This is a genomic window from Fontibacterium abundans (SeqCode), assembly GCF_965235095.1.
GTDB lineage: Bacteria > Pseudomonadota > Alphaproteobacteria > Pelagibacterales > Pelagibacteraceae > Fontibacterium > Fontibacterium abundans.
Genome location: NZ_OZ249405.1, coordinates 283,165 through 296,772, shown reverse-complemented (window position 1 = coordinate 296,772; position 13,608 = coordinate 283,165). Strand labels below are relative to the sequence as shown.

Sequence of the window (13,608 nt, the reverse complement as noted above, 5' to 3'; positions counted from 1 at the left end):
AAAAAATAACAATTAATTTTTTAATGAATTCTAAAGATATTAACATAAACAAAAATGGTTTTAGAGAATACGACGCGAGATGGTTGTACCCAAAAGACATTAATCTGGGTGGCATAAAAAATTTAGGAATCGGTCTTGGAACTCAAATCACGAATAGAACTAAAAAAAACCCAAGAGTAATTATTGGGCACGATTATCGATCTTACAGTGAAGAAATAAAAAAATCATTAACGGAAGGATTAATGCTAGCTGGCTGTCAAGTTGAGGATGTAGGCCTATCTCTTTCGCCTATGGTTTATTTTGCTCAATTTGAACTAAATGCTGATGGGGTTGCTATGGTTACAGCTAGTCATAATGAAAATGGTTGGACAGGAGTTAAGATGGGAATTGAAAAAGGATTAACTCATGCACCTGAAGAAATGAATGAACTTAAAGATATTGTTCTAAATCAAAAATTTAAATTTGATAAAGGCTTTTATAAAGAAATCAAGGGATTTAAGGAAGTATATATAAATAATTTAATATCAAAAAATAAAATACAAAAAAAAATTAAAGCTGTTGTTGCATGCGGAAATGGAACTGCTGGAGTGTTTGCTCCTCAAATCTTAAGAGGAATTGGTTGTGAAGTTGTAGAACTAGACTGTAATTTAGATTTTACTTTTCCAAAATACAATCCTAATCCTGAAGACTTAGAAATGCTACATGCAATTGCAAAAGCTGTTAAAGATAATAATGCGGATGTTGGTTTTGGTTTTGATGGAGATGGAGATAGAGTCGGGGTAATTGATAATAAGGGAGAAGAAATATTTTCAGATAAGATTGGGCTTTTAATAGCTCGAAACCTTGCACCAAAATATAAAGGATCTAAATTTATTGTGGATGTTAAATCTACTGGTTTATTTACTAATGATAAAATTTTAAAAGAAAATAACTGCGAAACTATCTATTGGAAGACCGGACATTCTCACATTAAAAGAAAAGTTAACCAAATTAAAGCGCTTGCTGGATTTGAAAAGAGCGGCCACTTCTTTTTTAATAAACCACTAGGATATGGTTATGATGATGGAATTAATTCTGCTCTTCAAGTATGTCATTTACTTAATGATCAAAGTAAAAAAATGAATGAAATAATTAATGATTTACCCAAAACATATCAAACGCCTACTATGGCTCCATTCTGTAAAGATGAAGAAAAATATCAAGTAGTTGAGGATTTAATTAAACAAGTAGAAATATTAAAATTAAAAAATACTAAAATAGATAATCAGTCTATTACAGATATTTTAACAATTAATGGTGTGCGTTTTTCACTAGAAGATGGTTCGTGGGGATTAATAAGAGCCTCATCTAACAAACCTTCTTTAGTTGTGGTAACTGAAAGCCCGACATCAAATGAACGTAAGAAAAAGATCTTTGAGTTTATAGATATTTTACTACAAAAGACTGGAAAAATTGGCGAATACGATCAGAAAATCTAGCTACCTTTAGTCCAATACCCATAAACACAACGAGTGCCATTTCTAGAACAATCAAAAACATCGTTAAGAATACCATCAATAACAACCGTTAAATGTTTAGAGCACGATACGATTAATGTGCCCATAGGTAGTTCTTCTTTTTTTAAATGAACCTTACAACCTTGTCCTACAAACATAGTGGGCGTCCATTTCCATCTTAATTTTTCTAAATATTTATTTAAAACAGCTCTATGAGTCCCTGTTCTTGGACTATCGTGTCTTTGTTTTAAACTTCGAGCTAATTTAGTTTTTGATGTATTTCTAAATTCTTCATTAGCTTTAAATAAATCATCATAAACTTTTTGGTAAGGCATTCCTGTGGCAATCGCAATAGATCTAACTACACAGTCTCCTGCTTGGCCTTTATAACCAGCTGCCGCTCTACCGCCATCATTAACTTTTAATTCTAAATTACTACTTGAAAATAGTCTTTTAAAAAAAAGCATAATAAATTTATTAAAACTTAAAAAAATTAATTATTTTTGACTATGTTAACTGAGTTGTGCTTCACCATATCCAACATATAGTTTACTTTGTTAACATCAGCATCACGCACTAACATATTGTTACTTAAATACTTTTTCCAATAATTGGCTCCACTAATTCCATGAAACAAACCAACAGTATGTCTCATGACCTGATTAACACGAGTTCCCTTTTTAACTTCAGCTAAACAATATTCTACAATTTTTTTGACAACTTCTTCACGTGTTGGAACATCTTCATTGTTAAATATTTCTTTTTCAATTTCTGCTAAAAAATAAGGCGAATGATAAATAGATCTACCAATCATAACCCCATCAACATTATTTAAATGTTCTTTAATTTCTTCTGTTTTAGTAATTCCACCATTAATAATTATTTCTAAATTAGGATTGTTATCTTTAATCTGTTTTACAATTCCATAATTTAGTTTTGGTATTCTCAAATTATCTCTTGGACTCAAACCTTTAAGAATTGCTTTTCTTGCATGTAAAATTACTGTTTTAACTCCTGTGCTTGCGATTTTTTTTATAAATTTATCTAAATATTCAAAATCTTCTACATCATCAAAACCAATTCTAGTTTTAACTGTTACGGGAAGTTTTGTAGCATTCACCATGCTATTTAAACATTCGGCAACTAAATCTGGTTCTTTGATTAAACACGCTCCGATTTTATTTTTTTGAACCTTTTTACTTGGACAACCTAAATTTAAATTAATCTCATCGTAATTATAATCTTCTGCGATTTTTGATGATTCTGCCAACTCTTTAGCTGAAGATCCTCCAAGTTGAAGGGCGACTGGCTTTTCAAATTCACTAAATTCTAAAATATTCCTTTGTTTGCCTTTAAGAATAGCCCCTGTTGCTATCATTTCAGAATAAAGCATGACGTTTTTGCTTATTAATCTTAGGAAATAGCGATCATGTCTGTCTGTACAATCCATCATCGGAGCCACGGAAACTTTTCTATTAACTTTAGACATGCTCTTTTAAATTATCCATTATTGAAATCTTACCCTTATTAACAAAATCTTCATGATTTTTAACTATTTTTCCAAATTCGTAATAATAATTAACCATTATTTCCATTCCAATAGGCAAAAATATATAAACCTTTCCTGGCGTAAAACTCCAAGTAATTGGTGTTTTTAAATATTTAACCTATGTGCGGCTAATTATTTATTTAACTGCTAAAGCTTTAGCGATTAATTTGTCGCCGTCTTTAACTTTTTCTGCAAATTTTTTATATGAAGTTGCTTTTGCTATTTGCATCCAAGCATTAAAGTCAGCTTCAGTCATATAAGTAATCTGAACATTTTTTTCTTTGAATATTTTTTCCATCTTAGTGTCTAAATTAGCAGCTTCTTTCACCATATACTGTTCTGCTTTTCTTCCAGCTACTATTAAAGCTTCTTTTTGCTTCTCATTTAATTTATCGTATGATTTTTGAGACATAAGAATTGGTTGATACATAAACCAAAGAGCAAATTTTCCTGGAGGAGTAATACATTTTACTTGTTCAAAAATTTTAAATGTAACAAAGCTTTCTGAGCTTGTATTAATGCTATTCAAGACACCACTTTGTAAACCTTTGTAGACTTCATTGCTAGACATTGAAGCAATTGATGCTCCTGCGCCTTTTAACATTTCTTCAAACATGCTTCCTTCTACTCTAGTCAATTGTCCTTTTGCAGACTCAGGATTTGTTATACACTTAGTTTTAGATGCAAATCCACCTGCAAACCAAGCGTCAGCCAAAACAACTACTCCTTCTTGTTTTAAAATATTTTTAATGTCTCTCATAAACGGAGAAACATTCATTCTTGCTGCATGAGAGTGATTTTTAACCAATCCAGGCATCAATGTCGCGCCATACTCTGGCTTAAAACCTGATGCGTAGTCTAGTGGCAGAAGAGTTATATCTAGTTGACCTAATGTTAATGCTTTGTACTGTTCTGAACTTTTATAAATTGATGCTCTTGGAAAAATTTTAATATTAACTCCAACTTTAGCTTTTGCAACTTCTGATGATAAAATTTTAAGCATTTCATTTCTTGAATCTCCTTGTCCAGAAAACTGGTGTGATGCTTTTAATATAATGTCTGCTGAATAAGTATTTGCTTCTGATAGTAATAAGAAAATACTAACAAGTGCTGTGAAGTGTACTTTGATTTTCATGATTTCCACTTAAATTTATTTAAGTAGCTATTCTAATTTCAATTTTGTTCTTTGTCTTCTGTAGCTTCTTTTTCAGGAGCCGCCTCTAAAGCTATATCATCATCAAGATCATCGTCATCTACATCGATAGCTTCATTTTCTGCTCCAGCTTTTGGTTCTGGAATTTTTCTAGATCTTTTAGAAGGAAGTATTGCTTGTCCAGATTTTGAAACTTCTCCTTGATATAAATCTTCAAAAGAATCTCCATCTGGGCTATCAAAATCTTCTTGTTCAACAGCATCATCCGGATGATCTCTCATACGATCAATTGTTGATTCTTCTAAATCTTTTACTGAAACTTTTTTTTCTGCAATTTCTCTTAAAGCTAAAACTGTTCGTTTATCATTATCTACTGGTACTTGCGGAGCATCCCCCACTCCCAATTGCAAAGTTCTCTCTTTAGCCAAAATGACTAAATCGTATTGATTATCAACTTGCTGTAAACAGTCCTCTACGGTTACTCGTGCCATAATTTGAATTGACCGTTTTAGTCTTAAAGCTTAAATAAATCAAGTTTTTATAAAGATTTAACAGCAATATATAAGTGATTAATTTAACAAACGATTAATAGGAGCATAAATGGCTAAAGTTACTTTTTTAGGTCTAGGTGTAATGGGTTATCCGATGGCACGTCACATAGCAAAGGCAGGTCATGACGTTACGGTTTATAATCGAACAACTGCAAAAGCTGAAAAATGGGTTAAAGAATTTGGTGGAAAATTTGCAAAAACTCCCAAAGAAGCAAGTAAAGATTCTGATTTTGTATTTTGCTGCGTCGGTAATGATAACGATTTAAAAGAAGTAACATTAGGATCTGAGGGAGCATTTCATTCAGTAAAAAAAGATGCGGTGTTTATTGATAACACTACTGCGTCAGCAAAGATTGCTCGTGAATTATTTAAAGCTGCGAAAGAAAAAGGTTTTGGTTTTTTAGATGCACCTGTTTCTGGTGGTCAAGCTGGAGCTGAAAATGGCCAGTTAACAGTAATGATAGGTGGAGAAAATAAAGATTTTGAAAAAGCTCAAGATGTAATCAAGTGTTATAGCAAAAAAATGAAAGTGTTAGGAGCTGCAGGAAGTGGTCAGCTTGCTAAAATGGTTAATCAAATTTGTATCGTTGGATTAGTTCAGGGTTTATCTGAAGGAATTCGATTTGGTCAAAATGCAGGATTAAACATGGAAGATGTTATTGAAGTAATATCAAAAGGTGCTGCTCAATCTTGGCAAATGGAAAATAGATACAAAACAATGATTCAAGATAAATTTGATTTTGGTTTTGCTGTTGACTGGATGAGAAAAGATTTAGGAATTGCTATGGAAGAGGCCAAAAATAATAATTCTGATCTTCCAATAACTAAAATCATAGACAGTTATTACTCTGAGGTACAAAAGAACGGTGGCAATCGATTTGATACATCAAGTTTAATTACTCGACTTAAAAAAAAGTAAGTTAACAAGAGTGATTAACGATATTCCGGATTACTATAATAATATTGATTTAATATTAAATGAAATCTGGAATCTTTTACAAAAAGGAGTTTCTGAACGAGAAGAAGATTTTAGATTACCCGTTGTAATTGTTAATTCTGATCAAGGTGCTGATGGAAGAATTGTTGTACTCAGAGGCGCGTTTAAAGAAAAAAATATCTTAAGATTTCATACTGATTATAGATCTTCAAAGATTGATTATTTAAAAAATAATAAAAAAATATATTTCGTATTTTATAGTAAAAAAAGAAAAATACAGGTTCGAGCTGAAGGAATTGTAACAATTCACAAAGATAATGAAATTACAAAACAAGCTTGGACTAAAACACAAATGATGAGTAGAAAATGTTACCTATCGCCCCAAGCTCCTGGTGATTTAATTAATGATTCGGCATCTGATTTATCAAAAGATATGGGTGGCACTCTTCCAACACTTGAGCAAAGTGAAATTGGTTATAAAAATTTCTGCGTTGTTGAGAGTAAAATTAAAAGTTTTGAATGGCTATATTTAGCTTCACAAGGACACAGACGAGCTAAGTTTATGCTTGATGCAAACAAAAGTACTTGGTTAGTACCTTAAATTTTCTTAAGGTCTTTTACGTATTTCTTCCAGTTATCTATATAATGCTGAGCGTTTTCAGTAATTGCTTTTTTTTCTTCCTCTGTAATTTGTCTAATTACTTTTCCAGGACTCCCCATAACTAAAGAATTATCTGGAATTATTTTGCCCTCAGTAATTAAACTGTTGGCACCAATAATGCAGTTATTCCCAATAATACTTTTATTTAAAATTGTTGAGCCAATACCAATCAAACTATTATCCATGATAGTGCAGCCGTGTAACATTACCAAATGACCAACAGTTACCATCTTGCCAATTTTTAATGGGCATCCTTTGTCAGTATGCAGAACGCTATTGTCTTGAACATTACTGCCCTCACCCACGGTAATGTTTTCTATATCTCCTCTGATAACAGCATTAAACCAAACGCTAGAATCATTTTTCAAAGTCACATCGCCAATTACATTTGCTGATGGTGCAACCCAATATTTTCCATCCCCTATTAATCTTTTATTACCTAGTTCAAAAATCATGTTATATTCATAACAAATATTCCAAATAGTAAAATAAAATTATGTCTCTCACTGAAACTCCAGTGTGTAATTTTGGAGAAAAGATTAAAGAATTTAAATTATTATCTACTGAAGATACATTCATTTCGTTTAAAGATATTAAAGGTGAAAACGGAATTTTAATTATGTTTATTTGCAATCACTGTCCTTATGTAAAAGCTATAATTAAGGAATTGGTAGATGTGACTAATAAACTGTCAAAGCTTGGGATTAATTCAGTTGCAATAATGTCAAATGATACAAATAATTATCCTGAAGATAGTTTTGAAAATATGAAAAAATTTTCAAAGATTAATAATTTTAAATTTTCATATTTGTATGATGAAACTCAAGAAATTGCCAAAAATTATGGAGCAGTATGCACTCCAGATTTTTTTGGATATAACAAAAATAATGAACTTCAGTATCGAGGTAGAATTAGAGAAATGAAGAATCTCAAACCAACAGAGAACGCAAATGATCTTTTAAATGCAATGGAGTTAATTGCAAAAACTTCAAATGGACCAAAACAACAATATCCAAGCATGGGATGTAACATTAAATGGAAAAAATAATTAAATGATTGTTATAACAACAAGAAGTTACCCTCCTGAACTTGGTGGAATGCAAAGTTTAATGGGTGGTCTTGCAATTCATATAAACAATTTTCATCCAATTAAAGTTTTGGCTAATTCATTTGCTGGCGATGAAAGTTATGACAAAAAAAATAACTTTGAAACTAATAGAATGGGTGGTCTTAAAATATTAAAAAAATATCGAAAATTTAATCTTTTAAAAGAAGTTATTAAAAGTAATTCAGTTAAAGCTATAATTGCTGATCACTGGAAAAGTATTGAATTAATTACTGAAAATATATCAGATAAAATTCCAATTTTATGTCTAATTCACGGAAAAGAAATTAATCATCCCCTTGGAAGTTTTACAAACAAAAGATCTATTAATTCATTAGCGAAAGCTAAATACATAATTGCAAACTCAGAATTTACAAAAAAATTGGCAGCAGAGAAAGGTTGTGATCATGGGAAGATACATGTGATAAATCCTGGCATTAATGAACCTCAAATCATCAGCTCAGAAGCCGATGATGAAGCTAAAGAAATATTTGGAAATTCAGATATTAAAATCATCACTGTTTCAAGATTTGATAAAAGAAAAGGAATTGATTTTTCTTTATTAGCTTTAAAAAATATTCAAGTAATCTATCCAAACTTCAAATATGTCATTGTTGGAAATGGGGATGAGGAAGAAAATTTAAAAAAAACCACTAAAGTTCTTAATTTAGAAAATAATGTGACTTTTCTTAAAAATATTAGCTTTGATTTAAAGAACGCTCTGCTTAAAAATTCAAATATTTTTTTAATGCCTGCAAGGATTGAAGGAACTTCAGTTGAGGGGTTTGGGATTAGTTATATTGAAGCCGCAAGCTACGGAATTCCATCAATTGCTGGAAAAGATGGAGGGGCGCCTGATGCAGTTCAAGATAATAAAACTGGTCTATTGTGTAATGGGTTTGATCACTCTGAAATTTATGATGCATTAAAAAACATAATTCAAAATAAAAAATATTTAGAACTTGGAAAAAATGCAAAAGAATTTTCTAAACAATTTTATTGGAAAGAGATAATTAAAAAATACGAAAATCTTCTTAATTTGTAATAGAGCTCTTGATTAAAGCATAAACTCTATTAGCAAAAAGAGATTTGAGATCCATTGTCTGTAGAGCAATAAACTTTTCTCTCTCAATTGAAACTTTTTGAGGAGTTGTGTGTGGACCAAACAACGTAAAGCCTCTAGCGCCTAGATGCGCAGCCATGTGCGCTGGTCCTGTATCATTAGCAATAACTAAGTGGGATTTTTTAATTAAAGACGCAAGTTCAAAAAAATTTAAAGGTAAATTATTATTTAAAGCAATTTTAATATCTAAACTTTTAGCCTCTTCTATCTCACCTGGCCCAGGAGCAACTACTAATGCATATTGAGGATGATTTTTCTTTATTAAATTGATTAACTCAGAAAAATAAGGCCATCGTTTATGAATTAAATCCTTAGAACAAAAAGGAAAAAATAAAACATATTTTTTATCAGTATCAAGATTATAGCTATTAGTTTTCTCAGCTGCCCAACTAAAATCTGGTTTTAAAGTATAAAGAGTTTGAATATTTGATTTTCTTAATTGTTCATCAAATCTTTGTAACACTGAATTATTATATTTGTTTTCTGGAATATCTTTAGAAGATGACCAGTCTTTTATATTAAAAAGAAATTTTCTATAAAAACTTGTTCTATTGGAGTTTTGCAAATCATAAACTTTATTAAAGTTTAAAGAATTGACAATTTTTCTTAATTTTAAAAGATAAAATATATTATATCTAGGAAGTCTCTCATCTTCTAAACAGTCGTCTACATAAGGACAATTTTTAAATAAATTTAAATATTTAGAAGTGGTTAAGATTGTAATTTTTCCATTCTTATGATGCTCCCTGATGTCTCTTAAAGCTCCAGAAATTTGAACAACATCACCAAGAGAACCAAGTTTTATTATTAAAATATTTGACATATATTATAAAAGAACATTATTGATTAATTATGGAAATTACAAAAAAAATTTATTCTGAGATATCTGCTGGTGAGTTATTTGATAAAATCTCTATTCTTGAGATTAAAAAAAATAAAATTAAAGACAAAAGTAAAAGAAATATTGTCTTAAAAGAACTTGGGTCTCTACAGGAAACTGTAAGTGAAAATGTTGAAAAATCTAAATCACTAACGAAATTATATAAAAAACTTAAATCAGTTAATCTTAAGCTTTGGAAAATCGAGGACGATATTAGAGATTGCGAAAGAAAAAGAAATTTTCAAGATAAATTTATAAAACTCGCAAGGGCAGTTTATTTTACTAATGACGAGAGATCGCGTGTTAAAAATAAGATTAACAACTTAACAAAGTCTAATATTTTTGAAGTAAAAAGCTATAAAAAATATTAGTTTGATTTAAGACTAGGAATTTTAGCTCTTAATTTCTTTGGAAGATTTTCATCTATACTTGCAATAATAAAGCCTTCTCCCTTTTTCTTTTCTTTTAATATCTCGCCGTCTGGAGAAACAATTAAAGAATGACCATATGTTAATCTATCGTTGTAATGTTTTCCTGTTTGTGCGGCTGCAAATATATAAGAAAAATTTTCAATAGCTCTTGCCTTTAACAAAGTATGCCAGTGTTTTTCTCCCGTTGTTTTTGTAAAAGCTGAAGGAACTGCCATAAAAATTGCTCCTTTTTTTGCAAGCTCTCTATATAGGTTAGGGAAACGAACATCATAACAAATACTAAGGCCTAATGAACCCCATGGTAATTTAGCTAAAACTTTTTTTTTACCCGCCAAAAATTTTTTAGACTCTTCATATTTTTCTTTTTTTGAAAGCGTAACATCAAACATATGAATTTTATCATAATAGCTTGCAACTTTTCCATTTGGATTAAAAAGCACAGATCTATTTGCTAATAATTTTTTAGATAATTTTATTGGTAATGATCCAATTAAAATCCATTTTTTATAACTTTTTGAAATTCTACTTATGGATTCTAAAAAAAAATTATTATTCATTTCTTCTGCTTTTTCTAAAAGCTCACTATGATTTAACGTAAATAAAGAAGTATTTTCTGGAGTAATAATTAAATCAGCTTTTTTCTTAATTGAATCAATTATTAAATCTGTTGTTTTTTCTAAATTAGAAAAAATATTATTATCTGATGTGAGTTGAATACAAGAAACGTTGAACATAATTTACAGTATTTGGTAGCGGGAAGTGGGATCGAACCACCGACCTCAGGCTTATGAGTCCTGCGCTCTAACCAACTGAGCTACCCCGCCATTTGTTAAACTCGCAGTTTTACTCTGCTATTAAAGAGCTTTGATTAACATAAGTATAAACTTTTGTGAATAATAGTTATGTTTTACTCTTTGATTACGGTCATACTACGTTATCAAAATTAATATAACTATCTTCTAATTTAATTTAGACGCAGACTTGAGCCATAGAGAATCTATTTCACTTAACTTGGATCGGTCAAATTCGACTGGGGACTCCCAGTATTTTCCTGAAGGAACCATATATGCCAACTCCCCTTCGAGATCTAAAGCTCTTTTTATAGATCTAGAATCCAATTTTAATTCTTGTGAATACAATGATTTTTTTTTATCATTTTTTTTTAAGAGTTTAGTTATAGAAGTACGTGGAAATAATAGTCGTGATTCAGGCAGCTTAGATAGATTAACTACTGAGCAATTATTAATTTGCGCTAACGCCATTAAACGAACAGACTTTGCTTCCAGGGACTGCAATGTAATATCTGAACGTAAAGGGTCAGCTTGGCCATTTCCATAAAAATGACTTGGTGTTTTTTTTTCTGATGGATAGATCATGTCACAACCTAAGTATGCGATAATATCTGGCTTTAAAGCACCCAAGGCCCAATAACCAGCTGTGAAAGCCATCGTGCCGCCACCATAAACAAATCCTCCAAAAAAATTTTGCTCAGGTACATATTCTCGAGCCGTAATTATTTTTTTTTTAGACAAGACTGCATCTGGAGGTAAATTTTTATCTGGAAAGTCTTCAGGATAAATTAAATAATCCCAATCTTTGTTTAATTGCCAAGCATTATTAATAACAACGCAGCTTGAAAATAGAGACAGATCTCGATCTTTGATCATTAAAGCATCAGGTGCGCTACCAACTATTAAAACAATATTTAATGAAGAACTCATGATTATTTTTCTCCAAGAAGATGTAAAAAAAATTTTCTTATCTGCTGTTCAATTCTATGTTCAAATAAATATATCCCCTGCCAAGTTCCAAGAATTAATTTATTATTTTTTATACTCAAAGTTAAATTACTATTGGTTAAAGTGGATTTGATATGAGCTGGCATATCATCCTTTCCTTCAGTATTATGAATATATAAGTTCTCCTCCATAGGTACTAATTTATCGTAAAAATTTAATATATCTTTTTGAACATCATCATCTGCATTTTCTTGGATAATTAATGAAGCGCTTGTATGTAAGATTGATATATTTATTATTCCATTTGAAATTTTGGAACGATCTACAAAATTTAATATTTTTTCTGTAATTTTAATTAACTTATTACCATTTGTTTTAATGCTCAATTCCTCAAAATATTGAGTAAACATTTAATAGATATTGGAAATTTAGAATTATTTAATTAAAGTTAAACCAACTCCAATTATTAAACAGAAAAATAAAATTACAACAATTCTATTTTGGATTTTTTTATCGTATTTATCTCTTGCGTTTTTCTCAAGAACTAAAGTTCTAATATCAGCTTTATTTGTCTTATCAAAATCCGATCGGTAAATAACATCGACTTTATCTTTAAAAATGCCCATCAGCGTTGTTAAATCATAACTGTGAAAAAAATCAAATTCTATTTAAAAAACGCACTTGTGTTTGCTTTTTCTTTTGGTAATTAATTTAAATACAAACTTTTAATATTAAAAAATGGGATACCCAAAAAAACATAGAGGCCGAAGAAAAGTTGGCTCAAAAATAAGAAGAAACAGAAGAAGAAATAAAAAGAAATAATTTCTTTTACTCTGTAGCTCTTATCCAGCCACCACCTAAAACTCTAACGCCTAATTGGTCGGGCTTATAAAATACACAAGCTTGACCTGGCGACACGCCGAACTCTCCCTTTTCAAAAGTAACAGTTCCAGTTTTAACGTCTAATCTAGACTCTATAAGCTTTCCAGTTGATCTTACTTTAACAAATATATTTTCGTTAAAATCATTTTGCTTGTCCGAAAGATAATTAATATCTTCAACTTTTAATTTTTTAATTTCTAATTCTTCTTTTTTTCCAATTACAACTTCTTTTGTTTCAGCATTAATTTTAACTACATAATAAGGAATTTCTCCTGAAATTTTTATTCCCTTTCTTTGTCCAATGGTAAAATTAATAATCCCCTCATGTTTTCCTAAAATATTTCCTTTAGTATCAATAATATTTCCAGGTTCGTGAGCCTCTGGTCTTAAACGCTCAATAACACAAACGTAATTACCATCTGGTACAAAGCAAATATCTTGGCTATCAGGTTTATCAGCAACTTCTAGATTAAGTTGTTTTGCAATATTTCTAGTTTCTTCTTTTGGAAGATCTCCTAATGGAAAATGTAAATAATTTAATTGCTCTTGAGTTGTTGCAAACAAGAAATAAGTCTGATCACGATTTAAATCTTTCGGTCTGTACATTTTAGAAATATTATTATCTATAATTTTTTTTACATAATGACCGGTAATTAAAGCATCGGCTTTTAAATTTTTGGCTGACTCAAATAAATCTCGAAACTTAACTGTTTGATTACAATTTACACAAGGGATTGGTGTTTCTCCTCTTAGATAAGAATCTGCAAATTTTTCTATAACTTCATTCTTAAATTTACTTTCATAATTTAAAACATAATGATCAATTTCTAATTTTTCCGAAACTCTTTTTGCATCGTAAATATCTTGTCCTGCACAACAGGTGCCAGGTTTTTTATTAATTTGAGCATAGTCATAAAGTTGCAAAGTCATGCCAATAACTTGATAACCATTCATTTTCATCAAGCCAGCAACAACCGATGAATCAACGCCCCCCGACATTGCAACCACAACTTTTGTCTCGCTTGGCGGTTTGTTCAGTCCTAATAAATTATTATTTGATTTTGTTTTAAGTATTGTTGTCATGACAATATTCAGACACTC

18 protein-coding genes and 1 tRNA gene are annotated in these 13,608 nt (G+C 30.3%); 6 read left to right on the top strand and 13 right to left on the bottom strand.

What is annotated here, in order from left to right; genetic code table 11:
* The first annotated feature begins 23 nt into the window (after nt 1-23).
* Nucleotides 24-1,478 (top strand): phosphomannomutase/phosphoglucomutase, encoded by a 1,455-nt coding sequence (locus tag AC8GER_RS01705; protein ID WP_506598239.1) that lies wholly within the window; start codon nt 24-26, stop codon nt 1,476-1,478.
* On the opposite strand, the gene AC8GER_RS01700 is transcribed toward AC8GER_RS01705, so the two are convergent.
* From AC8GER_RS01700 to rpoZ, 5 genes are all read right to left on the bottom strand, one after another.
* Nucleotides 1,475-1,963, bottom strand: coding sequence for a hypothetical protein (locus tag AC8GER_RS01700; protein WP_506598238.1), 489 nt, complete (start codon nt 1,961-1,963; stop codon nt 1,475-1,477). The two genes, AC8GER_RS01705 and AC8GER_RS01700, sit on opposite strands and share 4 nt — an antisense overlap.
* A gap of 26 nt (nt 1,964-1,989) precedes the next feature.
* Nucleotides 1,990-2,985 carry a tRNA dihydrouridine(20/20a) synthase DusA gene (gene dusA / locus AC8GER_RS01695; RefSeq protein ID WP_506598237.1) on the bottom strand — a complete coding sequence of 332 codons (996 nt, stop codon included), beginning with the start codon at nt 2,983-2,985 and terminating at the stop codon, nt 1,990-1,992.
* Nucleotides 2,978-3,082: a malonyl-CoA decarboxylase domain-containing protein gene (locus tag AC8GER_RS01690; RefSeq protein WP_506598236.1), complete on the bottom strand. Its 105-nt coding sequence runs from the start codon at nt 3,080-3,082 to the stop codon at nt 2,978-2,980. Before AC8GER_RS01690 ends, dusA begins: the two co-directional genes overlap by 8 nt.
* Before the next feature lie 99 nt (nt 3,083-3,181).
* Nucleotides 3,182-4,180, bottom strand: a complete 999-nt coding sequence (gene dctP / locus AC8GER_RS01685) for a TRAP transporter substrate-binding protein DctP (protein ID WP_506598235.1) — start codon at nt 4,178-4,180, stop codon at nt 3,182-3,184.
* A 38-nt stretch (nt 4,181-4,218) separates the two neighbouring features.
* The gene (gene rpoZ / locus AC8GER_RS01680) at nt 4,219-4,689 is read right to left on the bottom strand and encodes a DNA-directed RNA polymerase subunit omega (RefSeq protein ID WP_506598234.1); all 471 of its coding nucleotides are present in this window, start codon (nt 4,687-4,689) and stop codon (nt 4,219-4,221) included.
* 109 nt (nt 4,690-4,798) lie between these two features.
* Here rpoZ and AC8GER_RS01675 point away from each other — a divergent pair, with 109 nt between their 5' ends.
* Together AC8GER_RS01675 and AC8GER_RS01670 are read left to right on the top strand one after the other, a co-directional pair.
* Complete coding sequence (locus tag AC8GER_RS01675; protein ID WP_506598233.1) at nt 4,799-5,668, top strand: NAD(P)-dependent oxidoreductase; 870 nt, start codon at nt 4,799-4,801, stop codon at nt 5,666-5,668.
* A 10-nt stretch (nt 5,669-5,678) separates the two neighbouring features.
* Complete coding sequence (locus tag AC8GER_RS01670; protein ID WP_506598232.1) at nt 5,679-6,287, top strand: pyridoxamine 5'-phosphate oxidase family protein; 609 nt, start codon at nt 5,679-5,681, stop codon at nt 6,285-6,287.
* Here AC8GER_RS01670 and AC8GER_RS01665 read toward each other — a convergent pair.
* Nucleotides 6,284-6,802: a gamma carbonic anhydrase family protein gene (locus AC8GER_RS01665; RefSeq protein WP_506598231.1), complete on the bottom strand. Its 519-nt coding sequence runs from the start codon at nt 6,800-6,802 to the stop codon at nt 6,284-6,286. The two genes, AC8GER_RS01670 and AC8GER_RS01665, sit on opposite strands and share 4 nt — an antisense overlap.
* A 41-nt stretch (nt 6,803-6,843) precedes the next feature.
* Here AC8GER_RS01665 and AC8GER_RS01660 point away from each other — a divergent pair, with 41 nt between their 5' ends.
* Nucleotides 6,844-7,395, top strand: coding sequence for a thioredoxin family protein (locus tag AC8GER_RS01660; protein WP_506598230.1), 552 nt, complete (start codon nt 6,844-6,846; stop codon nt 7,393-7,395).
* 4 nt (nt 7,396-7,399) lie between these two features.
* Nucleotides 7,400-8,497, top strand: a complete 1,098-nt coding sequence (locus tag AC8GER_RS01655) for a glycosyltransferase family 4 protein (protein ID WP_506598229.1) — start codon at nt 7,400-7,402, stop codon at nt 8,495-8,497.
* Here AC8GER_RS01655 and AC8GER_RS01650 read toward each other — a convergent pair.
* Nucleotides 8,487-9,398: a glycosyltransferase family 9 protein gene (locus AC8GER_RS01650; RefSeq protein WP_506598228.1), complete on the bottom strand. Its 912-nt coding sequence runs from the start codon at nt 9,396-9,398 to the stop codon at nt 8,487-8,489. The genes AC8GER_RS01655 and AC8GER_RS01650 overlap by 11 nt on opposite strands.
* A 29-nt stretch (nt 9,399-9,427) precedes the next feature.
* Here AC8GER_RS01650 and AC8GER_RS01645 point away from each other — a divergent pair, with 29 nt between their 5' ends.
* Nucleotides 9,428-9,826, top strand: a complete 399-nt coding sequence (locus AC8GER_RS01645; RefSeq protein WP_506598227.1) for a DUF6165 family protein — start codon at nt 9,428-9,430, stop codon at nt 9,824-9,826.
* On the opposite strand, the gene AC8GER_RS01640 is transcribed toward AC8GER_RS01645, so the two are convergent.
* From AC8GER_RS01640 to mnmA, 6 genes are all read right to left on the bottom strand, one after another.
* Entirely contained in the window at nt 9,823-10,620 is a 798-nt protein-coding gene (locus AC8GER_RS01640) for a nitrilase-related carbon-nitrogen hydrolase (RefSeq protein WP_506598226.1), read from the bottom strand. The genes AC8GER_RS01645 and AC8GER_RS01640 overlap by 4 nt on opposite strands.
* 13 nt (nt 10,621-10,633) lie before the next feature.
* A tRNA-Met gene (locus AC8GER_RS01635) sits at nt 10,634-10,710 on the bottom strand.
* A 135-nt stretch (nt 10,711-10,845) separates the two neighbouring features.
* The gene (locus tag AC8GER_RS01630) at nt 10,846-11,607 is read right to left on the bottom strand and encodes a hypothetical protein (RefSeq protein ID WP_506598225.1); all 762 of its coding nucleotides are present in this window, start codon (nt 11,605-11,607) and stop codon (nt 10,846-10,848) included.
* Between the two features lie 2 nt (nt 11,608-11,609).
* A complete protein-coding gene (locus AC8GER_RS01625) occupies nt 11,610-12,035 on the bottom strand; it encodes a secondary thiamine-phosphate synthase enzyme YjbQ (RefSeq protein ID WP_506598224.1) in 426 nt (141 codons plus the stop codon).
* Between the two features lie 24 nt (nt 12,036-12,059).
* Nucleotides 12,060-12,251 carry a hypothetical protein gene (locus AC8GER_RS01620; protein WP_029167535.1) on the bottom strand — a complete coding sequence of 64 codons (192 nt, stop codon included), beginning with the start codon at nt 12,249-12,251 and terminating at the stop codon, nt 12,060-12,062.
* Nucleotides 12,252-12,453: 202 nt separating this feature from the next.
* Complete coding sequence (gene mnmA / locus AC8GER_RS01615; protein ID WP_506598223.1) at nt 12,454-13,590, bottom strand: tRNA 2-thiouridine(34) synthase MnmA; 1,137 nt, start codon at nt 13,588-13,590, stop codon at nt 12,454-12,456.
* Between the last annotated feature and the right edge of the window lie 18 nt (nt 13,591-13,608).